A 21669-nucleotide genomic window follows, 5' to 3' on the forward strand; every position below is an offset into this window, starting at 1 on the left:
GTGGTGGGGGGTGAGGGGATCAGACCGCGGGAGCCGGCTGGGCCGCCTGCTCGCTGTCGGCGAGGGCCGCGAGGAAGCGCTCGGCGTCGAGAGCGGAGGAGCAGCCGGTACCGGCGGCGGTAATGGCCTGCCGGTAGGTGTGGTCGACCACGTCACCTGCGGCAAAGACGCCCGACAGGTTGGTACGGGTGGACGGCGCCTGGACCTTGAGGTAGCCCTCGTCGTCCAGGTCGAGCTGCCCCTTGAACAGCTCGGTCCGCGGGTCGTGGCCGACGGCGATGAAGAGACCGGTGACGGCCAGCTCCGACGTCTCGCCGGTCTTGGTGTTGCGCAGGGTCAGACCGGTGAGCTTCTGGTCACCGTGGATCTCGGCGACCTCGCTGTCCCAGGCGAAGGAGATCTTCGGGTCGGCGAAGGCCCGGTCCTGCATGGCCTTCGAGGCGCGCAGCGCGTCCCGGCGGTGGACGATGGTGACGGACTTGGCGAACCGGGAGAGGAAGGTCGCCTCCTCCATCGCGGTGTCACCGCCGCCGATGACCGCGATGTCCTGGTCCTTGAAGAAGAAGCCATCGCAGGTGGCGCACCAGGAGACTCCCCGGCCGGAGAGCGCGTCCTCGTTGGGCAGCCCCAGCTTGCGGTGCTGGGAACCGGTCGTGACGATGACGGCCTTGGCCCGGTGCACCGTGCCCGCAGTGTCCGTGACGGTCTTGATCTCACCGGTGAGGTCGACCGAGACCACGTCGTCCGGGATCAGTTCGGCGCCGAAGCGCTCGGCCTGGGCGCGCATGTTGTCCATCAGGTCCGGTCCCATGATGCCGTCACGGAAGCCGGGGAAGTTCTCCACATCGGTGGTGTTCATCAGGGCGCCACCGGCGGTGACGGCCCCCTCGAACACCAGCGGCTGCAACGAGGCGCGCGCGGTGTAGAGCGCCGCCGTGTAGCCGGCCGGACCGGAGCCGATGATGATCACGTTACGGACGTCGCTCACGGATGGGTTCCTCGTCTCTGAAGACTGCGCTGCTGTCGACTGGGCCGGGTCAATGACTCTCACCCCACCCAACGGATCCTAAGGGGCTGGCATTCCCGGAAGAACGGCGGCGCAGCGCAGGAGAGCGTCAGTCGCGGGGGTACGAGGAGTGGAACAGCACCTTCCCGGTGGACGTGGGGTCCTTGGTGGTGCAGTCCGTGGAGATCACATACGCCTGGAGCTGTGCGCTGTCCGTGCGATGGGGGAAGACCAGGAGAAAGGCGCTCTCTCCGCGATAGGAGCCGGCCTCGACCCCCAGCGGGGAGTCGCCGCGTGCCGTGGCCCGCTGGACACAGGGCGGAACGGGGCCGGGCTGGTGCAGCCGGCGGGGCTCGGCCACGGCGGACGGGGAGCCCTCCGGCGCACCGCCCTTGGGGCTTTCGAGTTCGCCCCCCTGGGTGCCGAAGCCGTTGTCGGGCACCGTGGGTACCGCGGACCGTGCCGCTGCCGACAGTCCGGCGGCGAGGGACCGGACGCGCTCCGCCAGCTCGGGGCCGGAGAAGTCCTGGGCCGCGGCGCCGGCCACCGGGGTGTGCGCCCGGGTGGCCCCGGGATGAGAGGTGTCCGAGGAGGTGAGCGGCTGGATGAGGAGGAAACCGACCCCGGCGGCCGCCACGGCCAGCAGAGCGCCGAGGGCCTTTCGCCCACGCCGGGTACGGGCTGCGCGACCGGGGCCGGTCGTCCCCCGGGAGTGGACGGCCGGACGTCCGGAAGGCCGGTCGGCGGGGCCGGCGGCGGAGCGGTGCTCCTGTGCGGGAACGACCGGCGGCGCCCCGGCTTCGGCGGCCGATGTTTCACGTGAAACGGTCGATGTTTCACGTGAAACATGCCCGCTGTCCCCCTGCGGGGCGGTCGAGGCGAGCAGCGCCTCGGCGGCCAGCGCGGCGTCGATGCGTCCGGCGACGTCGGCGGGCATCCTGGCGGCGCCGGGGAGTGTGCCCAGCAGCTCCCGGATCTCCTCCAGGGAGGCCCGGACGTCGGCACACAGCTCGCAGTCGTCCAGGTGCTGACGGAGTTCAGCGGCCCGTGCCGGGGACAGCAGACCTTCCGTGAGGTCGGAGATCTCGGAGACATCAGGGTGCTGAGTCGTATCGGCCGTCGATGTCATGCGCGCCCACCTCCGCCCTTCGCCGCGGCAGGGTCATGTGGCCCTGCGTCCCTGTGTCTCGTCGCCGGTGGGACGGAATCCCCCGGCGTCCGGTTCCTTCCCCCGGCCGGTTCGCTGTTACCCCCGACGTCACCGCGCAGATGGGTGAGGAGGGGCAGCAGCCGTGCCCGTCCCCGGGCACAGCGGCTCTTGACGGTACCGGTCGGGACGCCGAGGATCTGCGCGGCCTCGGCGACCGGATAGCCCTGCATGTCCACCAGTACCAGGACGGCCCGCTGATCGGGGGGAAGCTGTGCCAGAGCGGTGAGGAGTTCATGGTGCAGGGCACGGCGCTCGGTGGGGGCCTCCGCGGACTCATGGGGCTCCAGGAGCTGATCCAGCCGTTCCGCGTCCTCGACGGGAGCGGTCCGCCGGGAAGCGGCTTTGCGTGCCCGGTCGAGACAGGCGTTCACGGTGATGCGGTGCAGCCAGGTGGTGACCGCGGACTGCCCCCGGAAGGTGTGGGCGGCCCGGAAAGCCGAGACCAGGGCGTCCTGGACCGCGTCCGCGGCCTCCTCCCGGTCCCCGAGCGTGCGCAGGGCGACCGCCCAGAGGCGGTCGCGGTGTCTGCGGACCACCTCTCCGAAGGCGTCCTTGTCCCCCGCCACATGCCGGGCCAGAAGCTCCTGGTCGCTGACGCCGTGGAGCGTCACATCGTCCAACGGTGTGCCCCCTCCCTGCCGACGTCAGCCGGTGACCTTGATCTCCGAGACCTTGCCGCGGAACTTGCCGTCGATGTCACGTGGAAGGTCGGTCAGCCAGACCAGAACGTACCGTGATCGCACCGGCTCGCGGGGGGTGAGCGCCACATTCATCCCGGCCCCCTCGGCGACCTTGCTGAACGCGGTGAACGTCGTCGGCCGTACGCCGGTACTGTCGGCCGCGGTGCGCAGTTCGACCGAGGTGGAGCCCACCGGGAAGGAGACGTCGACCTTGCCGACCTGCTGGACCGAGCCGAGGTCCAGCATGATGCCGAGCCCGCTCTTCAGCCGGCCGAAGTCCGAGCTGGCGTACCAGTCGGAGTACCAGTAGGTCGCGAGGTCGCCGTCGTGGCTCTTCCCTATCTCCTGCGGGGTCTCGGTGGGGTCTCCGCCGAAGGGGTCGAAGTCCACGGCCGAGTGGATGGTGAGGGGCTTGCCGGTGCGGACATCGGGCCGGGCCTTGTTCTTCTTGTCGTCCTCGGTGGTGGAACTCTGCTGCTCGCCGCCGCGTCCGTTCCCCCGGCCGAGCAGCTCGTCGGCGATCTGCCAGCTGCCGATGCCGAGGGCGGCGATCAAGAGGGCCGAGACGGTCCACTTCAGGGCCCGGCCCGCGCCGCTCTCCAGGGGCGCCGGCGGCATGGGGACGGGCTGGCTGATCGCCGGCCCGGGGCGCAGCGGGGTACGGCCGTAGGCGCCCTGCTGATAGCCGGGGCCCCGGTACTCGTGCGGTGAGGAGAAGGTGGGCTCCGGGGGCCGGATGCGGGGCATCGCGGCCACGGCCTTCACCAGCTCGTCGGGGGTGGTGCAGGGCGGTTCCTGCCGGGAGGCGGTCGCCCCGTCGTTGACGAGGGCCCGCATCGCCAGTTCCGAGAGCCCTCGGTGGATCCCGGCCTTGACCTGGTCCGGCGGGAGCAGACCGACGCCCTTGGGCAGCCCGGAGAGGCCATGGGCGTCGTTCTCGTACGGCCAGCGCTGGGTGAGGGCGGCGTACAGCAGCGCCCCGATCGCCTCGGTGTCGGTGCGCTGGGGGCGCTCGGTGGTGATTCCGCGGAGTGCCGCGTTCACCGCGAGTCCCCGGATGCGGTACTGGCCGGTGGAGGTCCGCAGCACGGCCCCGGGGGTGAGCCTGAGGTGGGCCAGGCCCTCCCGGTGGGAGGCGGCCATGGCCTGGGAGACCTGGTCGACGAGCTGGTAGGCGTCGTGGGCGTCCAGGGGGCCCATGGCGAGCAGGGTGGTCAGCTCGACGGCGTCCGGCAGCCACTCATGGACGACGTAGACGAGGTCGTTCTCCTCCACGGCGTCGAGCACCTGGACGAAGCGCGGGTCGGCGAGGAGGGCGGCGGAGCGGGCCGCCGCGAGGACCGAGCGGGCCCGTGGATGGTCGGCGGGGAGGATGTGCACGCCGACGGCCCGCCGCAGCTTCTCGTCCACCGCACGCCAGCTGCTGAAACCGTCCAGACGGGTGATGCACTCCTCAAGCCGGTACCGCCTGGCCAGCTTGTGGCCGCTGTGCAGCTCGGGCGTGGCGATGGCGGGCTCGGCGCCGGACCGCTCACCGCCCGTGTTCGGCGCGTCCTTCTCCGCCGTTTCCTGGGATCGATCGTCCGCCCCGTCGGCCGTGGCCTTGCCCGCCTGCGCGGTCAGCGGTTCCTTTCCGCTGTTGTCGGCCACGTCGACGGCGGCCGTGCTACGTTCCGCCACCGTCGTTCCTGCCTCCCCATCCGTTGCGCATCACCAACAGCCAAGCCAATTGTGCCCACAGTCCGCTGCTATGCACGACACATGACATCGGACGATGGTTGCGCGGACGCGCCGCCGATCAGCGGCCGAGACGCCCGCGCACCATGCCGACCATGGAGTTCAGCTCCGCGATCCGCATCCGCTTCGCGGCGACGAAGAAGACGGCCAGCAGCACGATCCCGCCGGCCACGAGCGCGGCGAGCGAACCGAGGGCACCGCTGCCGAGGATCTTGAGGACGTACCAGGCGGTCGCACCGCCGAGGGCGGCGGCCGGCACCGCGGCGATGCAGAGCCGGGCGTAGGTGCGCATGATCTGGGCGCCGTCCAGATTGCCGCCGAGGCGTCGCTTCAGCCTGCGCCAGGCGATCCCGACCCCGACCATGTAGGCGAGGCCGTACGCGGCGGCCATGCCCACGACCGCCCAGCGGGCAGGGAGCAGCAGGAAGCAGACGGTGGACGCGACCGCGTTGACCACGGCGACGATCACGGTGTTGTAGAACGGCGTCCGGGTGTCCTCGTAGGCGTAGAAACCACGCAGGACGACGTACTGGACGGAGTACGGAATCAGTCCGAGGCCGAAGGCCATCAGAGTGAATCCGATGCCCCTGGCGCCGTCGCCCGATCCCGCGTAGAGGAGGGTCGCCATCGGCAGGCCCAGGGCGAGGAAGGCGAAGGCGCAGGGCACGATGGCGACGGCCGAGGTCCGCAGCCCGTAGGAGATGTCGTCGCGGACCGCGGACTCGTCGCCGTCGTGCGCGGCCCGGGAGATCCTGGGCAGGACGGCCGTCATGACGGAGACGGTGATGATGGCCTGCGGCATCTGCCACAGGAGCAGTGCGTAGTTGTACGCGGTGATGCCGGCGCCCTCGACGCCGTCCTTGGCGGCCTCGGAGCCGGCCCAGGTCGCGAGCTGGGTGACGACGACCATGCCGAGCTGGTTGGCGAGGACGAAGAGGAAGGTCCACTTGGCCAGCCCCATCGCCTTGCCGAGGCCCTGGCCCTTCCAGTCGAACCGCAGCCGGATCTTGAAGCCCGCGTCCCGCAGGTAGGGGATCATCGCCAGCGACTGGACGGCGAGCCCGAGCAGGGTGCCGATGCCCAGCAGCCGCACGCCCTCGGGGGTGATCGTGGCCTCGGTGACGCCGGTGTCGGTGAAGCCGCCGAACGCCCAGATGAACGCGGTGAACGTCACGATGATGACGATGTTGTTGAGGACCGGGGTCCACATCATCGCGCCGAAGCGGCCACGGGCGTTGAGGATCTGCCCCAGCACGACGTGCACACCCATGAAGAACATCGTGGGGATGCAGAACTGGGCGAAGGTGACCGCGACCTCCATGCGCACCGGGTCGGAGGCGATGGGGTCGGACAGCATCCGGATGAGCAGCGGGGCCGCGAGCACACAGACGGTGGTGACCCCGGCGAGGAGGACCACGACGAGGGTCAGCAGCCGGTTGGCGTACGCCTCGCCGCCGTCGTCGTCGTTCTTCATGGCCCGGACGAGCTGGGGGATGAAGACCGCGTTGAGCGCGCCGCCGCCGACGAGGACATAGATCATCGTCGGCAGCACATTGGCGATCTGGTACGAGTCGTTGAGGACGCTGACGCCGATGGCGGAGGCCATCACCAGGGTCCGCAGGAAGCCGGTGATCCGGGAGACGATCGTGCCCGCCGCCATCACGGCGCTGGACTTCAGCAGCCCGGAGGCCCGGCCGCCGCCGGAGCTCTTGGGCGCCGGAGGCGCCGGGGGAGCGGCGGGGGGTTCCGGGGCGATGGTGGGTGCGGGGACGGTCTGCGCCGTGACCTGCTGGTCCCGGAAGAGATGCGCGAACGCGTCGGGCTCCGGCCGCCGCTCACCGGCCTGGGTGACGAGGTCGTCGACGCCCGTGTACTGGGTGGTCCTGGCGTCGTCGCCGTACGGCAGATGACGGGAGGGACCGGCCGGCTCGGGCGGCGGGGTCTGGGCCCAGACCCGGGGGTCGGGGGCGTACTGCGGCGGCTGCGGCTGCTGGTAGAGCGGCTGCGGCTCCTGGTAGGTGCCCGGCGGGGGCGGCGGGTGCGACGCCCGGTCGTACAGCGCCTCGGTCACCGGATCCTGCGCGGAGAGGTCCTGGGCCCGGTACGGGTCCTGCGCGTAGGCGTCGTGCACATACGGGTCCTGGGGGTACGCCGGGTAGGCGTCCTGGGGCGGGTACGCGCCCTGGGGGTGGTTCTCCTGGGCGTACGGATCGTGCGGGTAGGGCCCCTGGGGGTCCGGGGGATACGGTCCGTGGGGATCCTGGGGGTACGGCCCGTGGGCGTAGGGATCCTGTGCGGAGGGGTCGGGGGCGGGCTGCGGCGGGACCTGGCCTGCCGGGTCCTGGCCGCGATCACCGTCGTACGGCGCGTTCATTACTACCCCACCTCATCGTCCCGGGCCGGCCGGCCACGACATTGCTCAACGGTCCACTTTCTCACCCGTGCCCGACGGCGTGCCGTTTTCCGGACCGGTGTCAGGCGTCGGGTCACTCGGCTGCCCGGGATCGGTGCCGTTGACGCCGCCCGAGGGGCGCGGCTTCCCGTCCGGGGAGCCGTCCGCGGAATCGTCGCGATCCCCTGCGGTCGCCGAGGCGGCCCCGCCGCCGCCGTCCTGCCCGGACTCCTCCGCCGACGCCGTGTCCCCGGCCCGCTCCGCGCTCTCGGCGTGCTCAGCACCGTTCTCCGGCCCGGCTGCCTGCTCCTGCGCCGCCGCCCGCTTGCGCTGGGTGTACATCCTGACCCCGGCGAGGACGAGCAGCAGCACGCCGCCCGCGATGACGAGCATCACGGTGGGAGTGATCTCGGAGACCTTCACCGTGAACTGCATCTCCGGACCGTACGGCTTGTTGTCCGCGGTCATCAGCTGGGCCCGCATCCGCACCTGGCCATTGGCGTTCGCCTTGGCGTCGAACTTCACGGACTGGCTGTGCCCGGCCTGGATCTCGATCGGGCGGCCCGCGACCCCCTCGTCGCCGTCGAGGCTGAGCCGGCCCGCGTTGTCGGAGCTGAGCCGCAGGACCAGGCCGTCCACATCCTGCATCAGCCGGTTCTGCACGGTGATCGGGATGGTCGCGCTCCGCCCCGAGAGCGTGATCGCCGACTTCTTGATCAGCCGCACCTGTTCGGTGAGGACCGAGAGGTTCTCCCGCACTCCCGTGCGGTACTCCTCCGCCCGGACCGGCCGGCCGCGCCAGGACGTGGACAGCTCCCGGTCGATGGCCCGGCCGAAGGGCGTCTCCACCCGGTCCTTCTGGGTCAGGATCACGGAGAACTTGTTCAGGGCGTCCTGGGTCTCCCTGATGTCCTGGAACGCCTGGACCGGCAGCTCCTGCTTGCGCAGCCGATCCGGGTAGCGCCCGGCGGACGGCACCCGGGTGTTGGCGCTGGGGTCCGGCTTGGCGGCCGCGGCCGCGACCAGGTTCGACGGCTCCGTCCACCGCTGCGCCCCCAGAGCCACGAGCGCGCTCGCCATGGACTGGGCCTGGGAGGCCGTCGGCATCCGCTGGGGAGCGACGACCAGGCTCCGCTGCCTGTCGGTGTTCTGGAGTGTCACCGCCAGCGTCTGCGCCAGGAACTCCTGCACGGCCAGGGTCGAGGTGCCGGTGCTCAGCATGTCGCCCTGGAACGCCTTGGAGAGCCGGGAGTCGCTGACCACGGCGGTGGTGCCGCCGCCGATCGGCCGCGCCGCGCTCGTCGTGTAGTTCAGATTGTCCTGGAGGCTGTCGCTGCGGGTGATGACCTTGTCCGCCCCCGCTGAGGTGGCCACCGCCACGATCGAGGGGTCGATCGCGCCCTCCACCGGCCAGGCGAAGTCGGTCGACGGCTCGACATGCAGGATGGTCTCCACCGTGGCCGACGCGACACTCGTGGCCTGCTGGAGCTGCTTGAGCGAGCCGGAGACGTTCTTGCCCTGGTGGGCCAGGGAGGCGAGATCCGGATCGGCGAACGGCAGGGCGACGACCTTGCCGCCCTCGACCGCCTTCTGGAGATCGCTCAGCCACGCCTTGGCGACGAGCTGGTTCTTGCCCGCGACCGTGCCCTCGCCGTCTTCGTCGCGGACTCGGTAGCCCTCGGTCATGGCGGCCACACTGGACAGCAGATCGGGGTCGATCACCCAGGTGACCGGCAGCTCACGGCCGAGAGAGACCATCTGGCCCAGCCTGCCGTCCGGCGCGATCTCCCGCGCCAGCGACTCGTCCGCGAAGACCGGGGTCTGCTGGTCCCCCGGGCTCGTCTGCGACGTCAGATGGGACGACGAGACCAGCGGCCAGAGATAGGTGATACGGGTCTTCTTCTCCTTCTCCAGCGCCTCCGGCTGCCAGGGCAGGAAGGTCCGCTCGATCCCGAGCACCTGGTCGAAGGAGGTCCGGGCGGTCCGTCCGGAGAGGGTCACCCCGAGCTGGTAGACGCCATGGCTGGTCAGGTTCAGCTCGTCGACCGGGACCCGCAGCGAGAAGTCCCGGCTCACCCCCGGGGCCAGCTTCGGCAGCTCGACGGAGAACGAGTCGTCAAGGGGGAGGCCGTCGAAGGACGGATGGAAATCGGTCCGCCGGTCGGCCTCGTCGATCCCGGTCCTGCCGTACAGCGCAGGACCCACCCGCAGGGCCACCTCGGCATCGCTGACGGCCTGCTTGCCCCGGTTGACCACCGTGCCGGTGATCGTGAGCGTCTGCCCCTCCACCGGAGCGGCCGGCGCGAGTGTGGTGAGGGACACATCCACCGGGCCCGCGCCGGCGCGGGCCTCGGGGGCCGCCTGGGCCGGCGCGACGGCGACCCCGCCCAGCAGCCCCGCCACGAGCGGGACACCCGCGAGCACCGCAGCGGTACGGCGCAGCCACCGGCGGGCCGGAGAAGGGGAGGAAACCCCCTGGAAGACTGCCGGCTCGGCCACGCGCACGTCCGTCCCTCGTCGTCTGTTGCGGTTGGTGCAGTCGCCAGGGCCGACCTGATGGACCCTGGTTGCGTCCACGCATGGTAACGAGGTGCGCCCCACCGAAGTGCCGCGGACCGCTTCACAAGATCGCAACGGCTCTCCGGCCCCGGGCGACCGGCGGCCGGAGCGTGACGGGCGGTACAGGCGCTCACGGGGCCGTACCCTGTTCTGTTGTGCCGAACGCCAATGAAGACAGCCCCACCTCCCTGAGCCAGGTGCAACACCGCGCGGTCGCAGAACTACTGCGAGTGGCGCCGGTGGCCGACGATCTCGCCCGCCGTTTCCAGGAAGCAGGCTTCCGCCTCGCCCTCGTCGGTGGATCGGTCCGGGATGCCCTGCTCGGCCGGCTCGGCAACGACCTGGACTTCACCACCGACGCCCGCCCCGAGGCCGTCCTGAAGATCATGCGCCCCTGGGCGGACTCGGTCTGGGACGTGGGGATCGCCTTCGGCACGGTCGGCGCCCAGAAGGACGGCTACCAGATCGAAGTCACGACGTACCGCTCCGAGGCGTACGACCGGACCTCCCGCAAGCCCGAGGTCTCCTACGGCGACTCGATCGAGCAGGACCTCGTCCGCCGGGACTTCACGGTGAACGCCATGGCCGTCGCGCTCCCGGAGAAGGAGTTCATCGACCCCCACCAGGGGCTGGAGGATCTCGCGGCACGAGTGCTGCGCACCCCCGGCACCCCCGAGGAGTCCTTCTCCGACGACCCCCTGCGGATGATGCGGGCGGCCCGCTTCGCGGCTCAGCTCGACTTCGAGGTGGCCTCCGAGGTCGTCGCGGCGATGAAGGACATGGCCGACCGCATCGAGATCGTCTCCGCCGAGCGGGTACGGGACGAGCTGAACAAGCTGCTCCTCTCCACCCACCCCCGCACGGGACTGGCGCTGCTGGTGGAGTCGGGGCTCGCCGCGCATGTGCTGCCCGAGCTGCCCGCCCTGCGGCTGGAGAGCGACGAGCACCACCGCCACAAGGACGTCTACGAGCACTCCCTGACCGTGCTGGAGCAGGCCATCGACCTGGAGGAGGACGGGCCGGACCTCGTGCTGCGGCTGGCCGCGCTGCTCCATGACATCGGGAAGCCGCGGACCCGGCGCTTCGAGAGCGACGGCCGGGTCTCCTTCCACCACCACGAAGTGGTGGGCGCCAAGATGACCAAGAAGCGGATGACCGCGCTCAAGTACTCCAATGAGCTGGTCAAGGAGGTCTCCCGGCTGGTGGAGCTGCACCTTCGCTTCCATGGCTACGGGACCGGGGAGTGGACCGACTCGGCGGTGCGGCGCTATGTCCGGGACGCCGGGCCGCTGCTGTCCCGGCTGCACAAGCTGACCCGCTCGGACTGCACCACGCGGAACAAGCGCAAGGCCGGTGCGCTCTCCCGGGCCTATGACGGCCTGGAGACGCGGATCGCCCAGCTCCAGGAGCAGGAGGAGCTGGACGCGATCCGGCCCGACCTCGACGGCAACCAGATCCAGGAGATCCTGGGAGTGGGCCCCGGACCTGTGATCGGCCGGGCCTATGCCCATCTGCTGGAGCTTCGGCTGGAGAACGGCCCCATGGAGCACGAGCAGGCGGTGGCCGCGCTCACGAGCTGGTGGGCCGAGCAGAACCAGTAGCGAGCGCTGTGCCGGCGGCCCGGGTCATGTTTCACGTGAAACATGACCCGGGCCGCCGCCGTTCTCGGGCTCTTCGCTCTCCGGTCTCCGGTCGCGGTGTTTCACGTGAAACATCGCGAGCGCACCGCCCGGCCGGGCGATGTTTCACGTGAAACACCGCCCGGCGTCAGACACAGGGCAGGGCGCCGGCGGAACGGCACCGCCGGTCAGCGGACCCCGCTCGCCCGGCGCCAGCGGGCCAGGACGAGGGCGATACCCGCGTAGATCAGCGCGACCAGGAGCACCAGGGGCACCGACTTCCCGTCGGCGGGGAGGATCAGGGCCGCCACCCCGGCGGCACCCACGAAGGCGACATTGAAGAGCACGTCGTAGAGGGAGAAGATCCGGCCGCGATAGTCATCGTCCACGGAGGTCTGGACGACGGTGTCGGTGGTGATCTTCGAGCCCTGGGTGATGAATCCCAGGACGAAGGCGGCGACGAGCGTCGGTACGGGAGCGAAGGGCAGCCCGAGGGCCGGCTCCAGAACGGCGGCCGAGGCCGCGCAGATCACCATCCAGCCGGTGCGGCCCCGCCGGGCGATGGCCCACGGGGTCAGCACGGCGGCGGCGAAGAAACCGGCCCCGGAGACGGCGACAGCCACCCCCAGCAGCGCCAGCCCGTCCTGTTCGTTCTCGTACCAGGCATAGCGGCAGAGCATCAGGACCATGACCGTCAGGGCCCCGTAGTTGAAGCGCATGAGGGTCATGGCGGTGAGCACCCGGGCCGCCGCCGGTCGCTCCGCCAGGTGACGCAGACCGTCGGAGAGCCCCCGTGCCGTGGAGGCGAGGGCGGCACTCAGCCGGGGGCGCGGACCGTCGAGGTCGGGCCCGAGCAGCCGGCGCCCCATCCGCAGCGAGGCGAGGGCCGAGCAGAGATAGAGCGCCGACCCGACCAGCACCACGGCGGCATCGGAGCCCTCGAAGACCAGCCGCACCACGAAGGCGATCCCGCCGCCGGCGGTCGCGGCCAGTGTCCCGGCGGTGGGGGAGAGGGAGTTCGCGACGACCAGCCGTTCCTGGTCGACGACCCGGGGCAGGGCGGCGGAGAGCCCGGCCAGAACGAAGCGATTGACGGCCGTCACCATCAGGGCCGAGGCGTAGAAGAGCCAGTCGGGCACGGAGCTGAGGATCAGTACGGCGGTCACGGCGGCGAGGACGGCCCGCAGCACTCCCCCGTACAGGAGGACCTGCCGCCGCTGCCAGCGGTCCAGGAGCACTCCGGCGAAGGGGCCGACCAGGGAGTACGGCAGCAGCAGCACGGCCATGGCGGAGGCGATGGCGGCCGGTGAGGTCTGCTTCTCCGGGGAGAACACCACATAGGTGGCGAGCGCGACCTGGAAGACGCCATCGGCCAGTTGGGAGAGCAGCCTGACCGTCAGCAGCCGGCGGAAGCCGGGCAGACGCAGGAGCGCACGAAGATCACTGGCGACGGGCATGCGGTCAAGCGTCACATACGCACAGGGTCCCCGGGCGGACGACCCGGGGACCCTGTGGCGGACGGGTCCTGAGCCGGCTGCTCAGGACCCGTCGGTGATCAGCGCTCGACCTCGCCCTTGATGAACTTCTCGACGTTCTCGCGCGCCTCGTCGTCGAAGTACTGCACCGGCGGGGACTTCATGAAGTAGGAGGAGGCGGAGAGGATCGGGCCGCCGACCCCACGGTCCTTGGCGATCTTCGCCGCGCGCACCGCGTCGATGATGACACCGGCGGAGTTCGGGGAGTCCCAGACCTCCAGCTTGTACTCCAGGTTCAGCGGGACATCGCCGAACGCGCGACCCTCCAGGCGGACGTACGCCCACTTGCGGTCGTCCAGCCAGGCCACGTAGTCGGAGGGGCCGATGTGGACGTTCTTCTCGCCCAGCTCGCGGTCGGGGATCTGCGAGGTGACGGCCTGCGTCTTGGAGATCTTCTTGGACTCCAGCCGCTCCCGCTCCAGCATGTTCTTGAAGTCCATGTTGCCGCCGACGTTCAGCTGCATGGTGCGGTCCAGGATGACACCCCGGTCCTCGAACAGCTTCGCCATCACACGGTGCGTGATGGTGGCGCCGACCTGCGACTTGATGTCGTCACCGACGATCGGCACACCGGCCTCGGTGAACTTGTCCGCCCACTCCTTGGTGCCGGCGATGAAGACCGGGAGGGCGTTGACGAAGCCGACCTTGGCGTCGATGGCGCACTGCGCGTAGAACTTCGCGGCGTCCTCGGAGCCCACGGGCAGGTAGCAGACCAGAACGTCGACCTGCTTGTCCTTGAGGACCTGGACGATGTCGACCGGGGCCTCGGCGGACTCCTCGATGGTCTCGCGGTAGTACTTGCCGAGACCGTCCAGGGTGTGGCCGCGCTGCACGGTGACGCCGGAGTTCGGCACGTCGCAGATCTTGATGGTGTTGTTCTCGCTGGCGCCGATGGCGTCCGCGAGGTCGAGGCCGACCTTCTTGGCGTCCACGTCGAACGCGGCGACGAACTCGACGTCACGGACGTGGTACTCGCCGAACTGGACGTGCATGAGACCCGGCACCTTGCTGCTCGGGTCGGCGTCCTTGTAGTACTCGACGCCCTGGACCAGCGAGGCGGCGCAGTTGCCCACGCCGACGATGGCTACGCGAACCGAACCCATTCCGGTTGCTCCCTGTGTGATCTCGGATGAAAACCCGCGGACCGCGGGATTTCAGTTGACGGTGCCGTCGGACGGATCCGGCGGGGTGGCGGGCCCGGGGGAGTCTCCCCCCGGTGCCTCGCTGTCCCCGTTCCGGGGCAGGCCGTCCGGCGACCCGGTTCTGTTGTCCTGCTGAGCCGCGCCGTCGGTGGCGGACCGCCGTTGGTCCCGCCCCGCCCGCTCGCTCTCGATGAGCTCGTTCAGCCAGCGCACCTCGCGCTCCACGGACTCCATGCCGTGACGCTGAAGCTCCAGCGTGTAACCGTCCAGGCGCTCGCTGGTACGGGCCAGGGAGGCCCGCATCTTCTCCAGGCGCTCCTCCAGCCGGCTGCGGCGGCCTTCCAGCACCCGCATCCGCACCTCGCGCTCCGTCTGTCCGAAGAAGGCGAAGCGGGCGGCGAAGTGCTCGTCCTCCCAGCTGTCCGGCCCGGTGTGGGAGAGCAGCTCCTCGAAGCGCTCCTTGCCCTCCGGGGTCAACCGGTAGACGATCTTGGCGCGGCGTCCGGAGAGTGAAGCGGACAGCGCTTCGTCAGGCGCGTTTCCCGGCTCCTCGATCAGCCAGCCGTTGGCGACCAGCATCTTGAGGCAGGGGTAGAGCGTCCCGTAGCTGAAGGCCCGGAAGATCCCCAGTGAGGTATTGAGCCGTTTCCGCAGCTCATACCCGTGCATCGGAGCCTCACGGAGCAGGCCGAGTACGGCGAACTCAAGGATGCCCGAGCGTCTGCTCACCATGGCCCTCCTCCACCGTCCCGGCTCGTTATGCCGTGCTGATGTATCGACTCGATACATCAGCACGATAGGGCGGAGGGTCCGCTGCGACAAGAGGGGTCAAGGTGAACGGCGTCACATCGTCAATTGATCCGGAGCAACTTGCCTGTTTTGGGGTGAACTTCGGAGTCGGGAGGGATTTGAGCGTGCGTAGTCTGTGCGGATGCAGACCACCGGGAACCATGTGACGCCCTTGAGCGTCATCGCCGTGGATGCACAGCGGATGAGCTCTTCGACGGATCTCGTCCGTATCCATTTCGGGGGGACCGGAACACCACTGCCGCTTCCAGGCGTCTCGCCTGCCCGAGGAGTAGTTGTTCGATGAGCGAGCACCGTCGCAAACCGCCGCAGCCCCAAGGTGGCGGGCGAGCGGCTGCCAGGCGTGCCCAGCAGTCATCCGGCCGCCGTGCGGCCCCGTACCAGGGAGTCTCCGCGGACTCCCCGTCCGATCCGTACGCGCAGGAACGGCCCTACGGCGGTCGCGCCGAAGCGCGCCGGGCCGCGCGGCGCGGCGGTCGCCGACATCCTGAGGGCGGCGCGGGCGCCGGCCACGGGGGTCCCGGCGGCCGCGGCGGCGGAGGCCGGGGCGGTGGTGGCGGTGGAGGCCACGACGACGGCCATTCCGGCCGCCGGCGGCTGATCGACTATCCCCGCCGGGGCAAGCACGGCTGGCGGCGCTGGATGCCCTCCTGGAAGCTCACCAGCACGCTGTGCATCGGCTTCCTCGGCAGCCTGATGGCCGCCGCCGCGCTCGCGTACGCCTGGGTGCAGGTCCCCGACCCCGACCGGCTCGCCGAGGCGGAGAACAACGTCTACTACTGGGACGACGGCAGCCAGATGATCGCGACCGGTGGCGAGGTCAACCGGCAGAACATCTCCATCAGCCAGATCCCGAAGGACATGCAGAACGCCGTGATCTCGGCGGAGAACAAGACCTTCTGGAAGGACTCCGGCGTCGATCCGCGCGGCATCACCCGCGCCCTGTTCAACATGGCCCGGGGCCAGGAGACCCAGAGCGGTTCCACCATCACCCAGCAGTATGTGAAGAACGCCCGGCTCAACGACCAGTCCCAGACCCTGAGCCGGAAGTTCAAGGAACTCTTCATCTCCATCAAGATCGACAACACGGTCGACAAGGACGAGATCCTCACCGGGTACCTGAACAGCTCGTACTACGGCCGGAACGCCTACGGCATACAGGCCGCCGCCCGTACCTACTACGGCAAGGACGCCCAGCGCCTCAACGCCAGCGAGTGCGCCGTCCTCGCCTCGCTGCTCAAGGGCGCGACCTGGTACGACCCGGCCGGCACCCCCGGCCACCCCCTCGCGACCAAGGAAGCGAACACCAAGCGCGCCGAGAAGCGCTGGCGCTGGATCCTCGACGAGATGGTCAAGGACAAGTACCTGGACGCGGCGGAGCGCGACAAGTTTGTCGAGGCGGGCTTCCCCACGCCCGACCCCCTCAAGAAGGGCGCGAAGCTGGGCGGGCAGATCGGCTATCTGGTCGACCTCGCCAAGGAGAACTTCCTCAACAACAACGACCGGGGCATCGACGAGCCGCAGCTCGCCCAGGGCGGCTACGAGATCCACACCACCTTCAACAAAGAGAAGATCCAGAAGCTCGAAAAGACGATCGCGAAGGTCCGCAAGGAGAACATCGACCCGAAGAAGCGCCCGGAGACGGACACCCATGTCCAGTTCGGCGGCGCCTCGGTCGAGGTGGGGACCGGGAAGATCGTGGCCATCTACGGTGGCGAGGACGCCACCAAGCACTACACCAACAACGCCGACACGACCGGCGCCCAGGTCGGGTCCACGTTCAAGCCCTTCGTCCTGGCCGCCGCCATGCGCGACGGTGTGCGCGATCCCGCCCTGGGCCCGGTCCAGACGGCCGACCAGCGCACCCTCGTCAACCCCGACAAGACCGTCTACAACGGCGCCAACAAGCTCCGGATCAAGAGGTACGACGGCGAGGTCTGGCGGAACGAGGAGGGGAAGGAACTCCTCCAGGTCAACGACAACGACAACGACTACGACGACCTCACCCTGCGCGAGGCGATGGTCGTCTCCGCGAACTCCCCCTTCGTCCAGCTCGGCATGGACATCGGCATCTCGAAGGTGCGCGAGGCCGCGGAGGACGCCGGACTGCGCAAGGGCTCGCTGGACAAGGCCGACGTGCCCTCGTTCTCCCTCGGCATCTCCACCCCCAGCGCGATCCGCATGGCCAGCGCGTACAGCACCTTCGCCGCCAGCGGCGAGCAGCGCGACCCCTACTCCGTCCAGACGGTGAAGAAGCGCGGCGTCACGATCTACGAGCACAAGAGCAAGCCCGTCGCCGCCTTCTCCCCGGAGATCGCCGACAATGTGACCGACGTGCTCCGGGACGTCGTCGACGAGGACAACGGCACCGGCAAGAACGCCCGGATCCCGGGCCGGCAGGTCGCCGGGAAGACCGGCACCACCGACGGCAACAAGCAGGCCTGGTTCGTCGGCTACACGCCGCAGCTGTCCACCGCGATCGACATGTACCGGATGGACGACAACGAGAAGTCGACCGACCGGGGCTTCCAGGAGATGTTCGGCACCGGCGGCAAGGCGAAGATCCACGGCTCCTCGTTCCCGTCCGAGATCTGGCAGCGCTACATGGCCGAGGCCCTTGAGGGCGAGCCGGTGAAGAAGTTCCCCAAGCCCCGGCCGATCGGCGAGACGGTCTACGGCGGCGGCGCGGTCAGCCCCGAGCCCACCCCCTCGCCCACGGCCTCCGAGTCGACGCCCGACCCGACGCCGTCCGCGACCGAGTCCGAGTCGACGCCCGACCCGACACCGTCCGCGACCGAGTCCTCGGAGCCGCCGGCCTCGCCGTCCCCGACGGCCTCGGAGTCCTGCGCCCCCTGGGACCAGTGGCAGTGCGGCAATCCGACGAGCCCCAGCCCCACCGCGTCGGCGTCGGACTCCACCAACGGCGGCCCGGGCAATCCCGGCGGGCCCGGCGAGGAATCCGGAACCGACGGATTCTGGGGCGGCCCCGGCGGCTGATCCCCCCCCGGAGCCCCACCGTCCACGAGGGCCGCCGAACCCGGCGCGCACCGCCCGTACCCCTGGTACGGTCCGTGCCCCCGGGTTCGGCGGCCCTCGGTCGTACACCCCCTCCGTACGGCAGGATGAGCACCATGCCCAGCGCAGAAGAGACGAGCGTGTACGACGACCGGCCGGCTGTCCGGCCCACCCGGCGGGACCCCGTCGCCAAGGCCGGCAGCGAACTGATCGGCGGCCCGGCCGGCCGCTGGGCCCGGCGCTCCCCCGGCGGCTCCGTCACCCCCGTACGCGTCGTGGCACTGCTGGCCATCGGCATGTTCGCGCTCGGCATGGTGCAGAAGCTGCCCTGCTACAACTGGGCCTGGTTCCGGGGCGTCAACTCGCAGTACACCCACGCCTGTTACTCGGACATCCCGCACCTCTACATCGGCCGGGGCTTCTCCGAAGGGCTCATCCCGTACTTCGACCGGCTCCCCGGCGACATGCAGTACCTGGAGTACCCGGTCCTCACCGGCCTCTTCATGCAGATCGCCGCCTGGCTCGACATCGCCGACGGCTCACTCCAGTACCAGCAGCAGATGTACTGGATGGTCAACGCGGGCATGCTGCTCGTCTGCACCGCCGTCATCGCGGTCTGTGTCACCCGCACCCACCGCCGCCGCCCCTGGGACGCGCTGCTCGTCGCCCTGGCGCCCGCCTTCGCGCTCACCGCCACGATCAACTGGGACCTGCTGGCCGTCGCGCTCACCGCCGCCGCGATGCTGATGTGGTCCCGGGGCCGGGCGGTCGCCTTCGGTGTCCTCATCGGCCTCGCGACCGCCGCCAAGCTCTATCCGGCGCTGCTGCTCGCCCCGCTGCTGCTGCTCTGCTGGCGCGCGGGACGGTGGCGCGAGTTCTTCACCGCGTCCTTCACCGCCGCCGGCAGCTGGCTGCTGGTGAATCTCCCGGTGATGCTGGCGGCCCCCGAGGGGTGGAAGAAGTTCTACACCTTCAGCCAGGAACGCCAGGTCGACTTCGGCTCCTTCTGGCTGATCCTCAAGCAGCGCACCGACGCCATGATCGAACCGGAGACCGCGAACACCTACGCGATGCTGCTGATGGTGCTGGTCTTCCTGGGGATGGCCGTGCTCACGCTCCGCGCCCCCAGCCGGCCGCGCTTCGCCCAGCTCGCCTTCCTGATCGTCGCGGCGTTCATCCTCACCAACAAGGTCTACTCGCCGCAGTACGTCCTCTGGCTGATCCCGCTCGCCGCACTGGCCCGGCCCCGCTGGCGCGACTTCCTGATCTGGCAGGCGTGCGAGGTCGCGTACTTCCTGGGGATCTGGATGTACTTGGCGTTCACGACCGGCGGGAAGAACCAGGGGCTCCCGGCCGAGGGCTACCACCTCGCCATCGCCGCCCACCTGCTGGGCACGCTGTACCTGTGCGCCGTGGTGGTACGCGACATCCTGCGGCCGGACCGCGACCCCGTACGCCAGGACGGGTCGGACGACCCCTCGGGCGGCGTCCTCGACGGAGCGCCGGACCGGTTCGTCCTGGGCCCCGCCGCGCCCGCCGGCCACCCCGGCGCACCGGAGAACCGTCCCGGGACGCTGGTGAACTGGGGCGTCGAACCCCGGTCGGCCGCCGGTACCGCCTCCGCGGAGGACCGGCCCGGCGACCCGAGGTCCTAGTTCGTAAGAAACGGCCTAGTGGTCGACCAGCCGGTCGAACTGGGTCGTGGTGTGGCGCAGATGCGCCACCAGCTCGTCGCCGACCCGCGGCTCCTGGGCGTCGGAGGGGACGAACAGGATCGAGACCTGCATGTGCGGCGGCTCGGCGAACCAGCGCTGCTTGCCCGCCCAGACGAACGGCGACAGATTGCGGTTCACGGTCGCCAGACCGGCCCGGGCCACACCCTTGGCCCGCGGCATCACGCCGTGCAGCGCCTTCGGCGCCTCCAGGCCCACACCGTGGGAGGTGCCGCCGGCGACGACGACCAGCCAGCCGTCGGAGGCCGCCTTCTGCTGGCGGTAGCCGAAGCGGTCGCCCTTCGACACCCGGGTCACGTCCAGGACCGCGCCCCGGTACTGCGTCGAGTCGTGGTCGCCCAGCCACAGCCGGGTGCCGATCCGGGCCCGGAACCGGGTCTGCGGGAACTGCTGCTGGAGCCGGGCCTGCTCCTCGGCGCGCAGATGGCTGACGAACATGGTGTGCAGCGGCAGCCGCGCGGCCCGCAGCCGGTCCATCCAGCCGATGACCTCCTCGACCGCGTCGGAGCCGTCCGTGCGGTCCAGCGGCAGATGCAGGGCGAAGCCCTCCAGCCGTACGTTCTCGATCGCCCCGGCGAGCTGCCCCAGCTCGTGCTCCAGCACCCCGTGGCGCTTCATCGAGCTCATGCACTCGATGACGACCCGCGCGCCGACCAGGGCGTGCACGCCGTCGACGGAGGACACCGAACGGATCACCCGGTCCGGCAGCGGAACCGGCTCCTCGCCCCGCCGGAAGGGGGTGAGCACCAGCAGATTGCCGCCGAACCAGTCCTTGATCCGCGCGGCCTCGTACGTGGTGCCGACGGCCAGCATGTCCGCCCCGAAGCGGCTGGCCTCCTCGGAGAGCCGCTCATGGCCAAAGCCGTAGCCGTTGCCCTTGCAGACCGGAATCAGCCCGGGGAACTGGTCGATCACGGACTTCTGGTGCGCCCGCCAGCGCGTGTTGTCGACATACAGGGAGAGCGCCATGGCCGGCCCGGGACCTTTCTGGTGGCTGCTGTACAGCTGGGGGTACGTACGGGATCTACGAGGTTACGGGGTGGGCGCGGGCGCGTCAGCAGCCCTGCACCCACCGGCCCTGCGGCGGCGCGGTCCGCCTCAGCGGCGGGACATATACATGTCGAGTGCCTTGTGCAGCATCTTGTTGAGCGGGAAGTCCCACTCGCCGACGTACTCGACGGCCTCGCCGCCCGTGCCGACCTTGAACTGGATCAGACCGAAGAGGTGGTCCGTCTCGTCCAGGGAGTCGCTGATGCCGCGCAGGTCGTAGACGGTCGCGCCCATCGCGTAGGCGTCCCGCAGCATCCGCCACTGCATCGCGTTCGACGGCCGGACCTCGCGGCCGATGTTGTCGGACGCGCCGTACGAGTACCAGACATGGCCGCCGACGACGAGCATCGTGGCCGCGGAGAGGTTCACCCCGTTGTGGCGGGCGAAGTACAGCCGCATCCGGTTGGGGTCCTCGGTGTTGAGGACGGACCACATGCGCTGGAAGTACGAGAGCGGACGCGGCCGAAAACGGTCGCGCACCGCCGTGATCTCGTACAGGCGCTGCCACTCCTCCAGGTCGTAGTAGCCACCCTGGACCACCTCGACACCGGCCTTCTCGGCCTTCTTGATGTTGCGGCGCCACAGCTGGTTGAAGCCCTTGTGGACATCGTCGAGCGAGCGGTTGGCCAGCGGCACCTGGTAGACGTAGCGGGGCTGGACATCACCGAAGCCGGCGCCGCCGTCCTCGGCCTGCTGCCAGCCCATCTTGCGCAGCCGGTCGGACACCTCGAAGGCGCGCGGCTCGATGTACGTCGCCTCGACGTCCCGCAGGCGCTTGACGTCCGGGTCCTGGATGCCGGCCTTGATGGCGGGGGCGTCCCAGCGGCGGATGACCACCGGCGGGCCCATCTTCACGGAGAAGGCGCCCTGCTGCTTGAGGTGGGCGAGCATCGGCTTCAGCCAGTCGTCCAGATTGGGCGCGTACCAGTTGATCACCGGTCCCTCGGGGAGGTACGCGAGATACCGCTTGATCTTCGGCAGCTGGCGGTAGAGCACCAGACCCACGCCCACCAGCTGGCCGGTACGGTCGAACCAGCCCAGGTTCTCCTGGCGCCACTCCGTCTTCACATCGGCCCACGCCGGAACCTGGCAGTGACTGGCCGATGGCAGGGACTGGATGTACGCCAGATGCTGCTCTCGGCTGATGGTCCTCAGGGTCAGGCTCATGCGGGGCGCTCCTCGGC

At 70.1% G+C, this 21669-nt stretch carries 15 protein-coding genes; 3 read left to right on the plus strand and 12 right to left on the minus strand.

Annotated features, from left to right (window positions below; genetic code table 11):
- Positions 1-19: 19 nt before the first annotated feature.
- The 6 genes from trxB to SYYSPA8_RS21020 all read right to left on the minus strand — a co-directional run bounded on the left by trxB (position 20) and on the right by SYYSPA8_RS21020 (position 9524).
- Positions 20-988 carry a thioredoxin-disulfide reductase gene (trxB, locus tag SYYSPA8_RS20995; protein ID WP_323448779.1) on the minus strand — a complete coding sequence of 323 codons (969 nt, stop codon included), beginning with the start codon at positions 986-988 and terminating at the stop codon, positions 20-22.
- Between the two features lie 127 nt (positions 989-1115).
- Positions 1116-2135: an anti-sigma factor family protein gene (locus SYYSPA8_RS21000; RefSeq protein WP_323448780.1), complete on the minus strand. Its 1020-nt coding sequence runs from the start codon at positions 2133-2135 to the stop codon at positions 1116-1118.
- Entirely contained in the window at positions 2132-2836 is a 705-nt protein-coding gene (gene sigM / locus SYYSPA8_RS21005; protein ID WP_323448781.1) for an RNA polymerase sigma factor SigM, read from the minus strand. Before sigM ends, SYYSPA8_RS21000 begins: the two co-directional genes overlap by 4 nt.
- A gap of 24 nt (positions 2837-2860) precedes the next feature.
- Positions 2861-4576 (minus strand): protein kinase family protein, encoded by a 1716-nt coding sequence (locus SYYSPA8_RS21010; RefSeq protein ID WP_323448782.1) that lies wholly within the window; start codon positions 4574-4576, stop codon positions 2861-2863.
- Between the two features lie 118 nt (positions 4577-4694).
- Entirely contained in the window at positions 4695-7007 is a 2313-nt protein-coding gene (murJ, locus tag SYYSPA8_RS21015; RefSeq protein WP_323448783.1) for a murein biosynthesis integral membrane protein MurJ, read from the minus strand.
- A gap of 45 nt (positions 7008-7052) precedes the next feature.
- Complete coding sequence (locus SYYSPA8_RS21020) at positions 7053-9524, minus strand: DUF6049 family protein (RefSeq protein WP_323448784.1); 2472 nt, start codon at positions 9522-9524, stop codon at positions 7053-7055.
- Positions 9525-9739: 215 nt separating this feature from the next.
- On the opposite strand from SYYSPA8_RS21020, the gene SYYSPA8_RS21025 reads away from it, so the two are divergent.
- Positions 9740-11185: a CCA tRNA nucleotidyltransferase gene (locus tag SYYSPA8_RS21025; RefSeq protein ID WP_323448785.1), complete on the plus strand. Its 1446-nt coding sequence runs from the start codon at positions 9740-9742 to the stop codon at positions 11183-11185.
- A gap of 206 nt (positions 11186-11391) precedes the next feature.
- Here the strand turns inward: SYYSPA8_RS21025 and SYYSPA8_RS21030 are convergent, their stop codons facing one another.
- The 4 genes from SYYSPA8_RS21030 to SYYSPA8_RS21045 all read right to left on the minus strand — a co-directional run bounded on the left by SYYSPA8_RS21030 (position 11392) and on the right by SYYSPA8_RS21045 (position 15269).
- Positions 11392-12660, minus strand: a complete 1269-nt coding sequence (locus SYYSPA8_RS21030; RefSeq protein WP_323448786.1) for an MFS transporter — start codon at positions 12658-12660, stop codon at positions 11392-11394.
- 98 nt (positions 12661-12758) lie between these two features.
- On the minus strand, positions 12759-13841 hold the full coding sequence (locus SYYSPA8_RS21035; RefSeq protein ID WP_323448787.1) for an inositol-3-phosphate synthase: 1083 nt from the start codon (positions 13839-13841) through the stop codon (positions 12759-12761).
- Between the two features lie 51 nt (positions 13842-13892).
- Positions 13893-14609, minus strand: coding sequence for a PadR family transcriptional regulator (locus SYYSPA8_RS21040; protein WP_323448830.1), 717 nt, complete (start codon positions 14607-14609; stop codon positions 13893-13895).
- 432 nt (positions 14610-15041) lie between these two features.
- Positions 15042-15269: a hypothetical protein gene (locus SYYSPA8_RS21045; protein ID WP_323448788.1), complete on the minus strand. Its 228-nt coding sequence runs from the start codon at positions 15267-15269 to the stop codon at positions 15042-15044.
- Positions 15270-15329: 60 nt separating this feature from the next.
- Here SYYSPA8_RS21045 and SYYSPA8_RS21050 point away from each other — a divergent pair, with 60 nt between their 5' ends.
- Positions 15330-17684: a transglycosylase domain-containing protein gene (locus SYYSPA8_RS21050; RefSeq protein ID WP_323448789.1), complete on the plus strand. Its 2355-nt coding sequence runs from the start codon at positions 15330-15332 to the stop codon at positions 17682-17684.
- A 134-nt stretch (positions 17685-17818) separates the two neighbouring features.
- A complete protein-coding gene (locus SYYSPA8_RS21055; protein ID WP_323448790.1) occupies positions 17819-19357 on the plus strand; it encodes a glycosyltransferase family 87 protein in 1539 nt (512 codons plus the stop codon).
- A gap of 15 nt (positions 19358-19372) precedes the next feature.
- On the opposite strand, the gene SYYSPA8_RS21060 is transcribed toward SYYSPA8_RS21055, so the two are convergent.
- Positions 19373-20404, minus strand: coding sequence for an alanine racemase (locus SYYSPA8_RS21060; RefSeq protein ID WP_323448791.1), 1032 nt, complete (start codon positions 20402-20404; stop codon positions 19373-19375).
- Between the two features lie 129 nt (positions 20405-20533).
- Positions 20534-21652, minus strand: coding sequence for a lipid II:glycine glycyltransferase FemX (locus tag SYYSPA8_RS21065; RefSeq protein ID WP_323448792.1), 1119 nt, complete (start codon positions 21650-21652; stop codon positions 20534-20536).
- Between the last annotated feature and the right edge of the window lie 17 nt (positions 21653-21669).

It is taken from the genome of Streptomyces yaizuensis (assembly GCF_034961445.1).
GTDB classification, from domain to species: Bacteria; Actinomycetota; Actinomycetes; order Streptomycetales; family Streptomycetaceae; genus Streptomyces; species Streptomyces yaizuensis.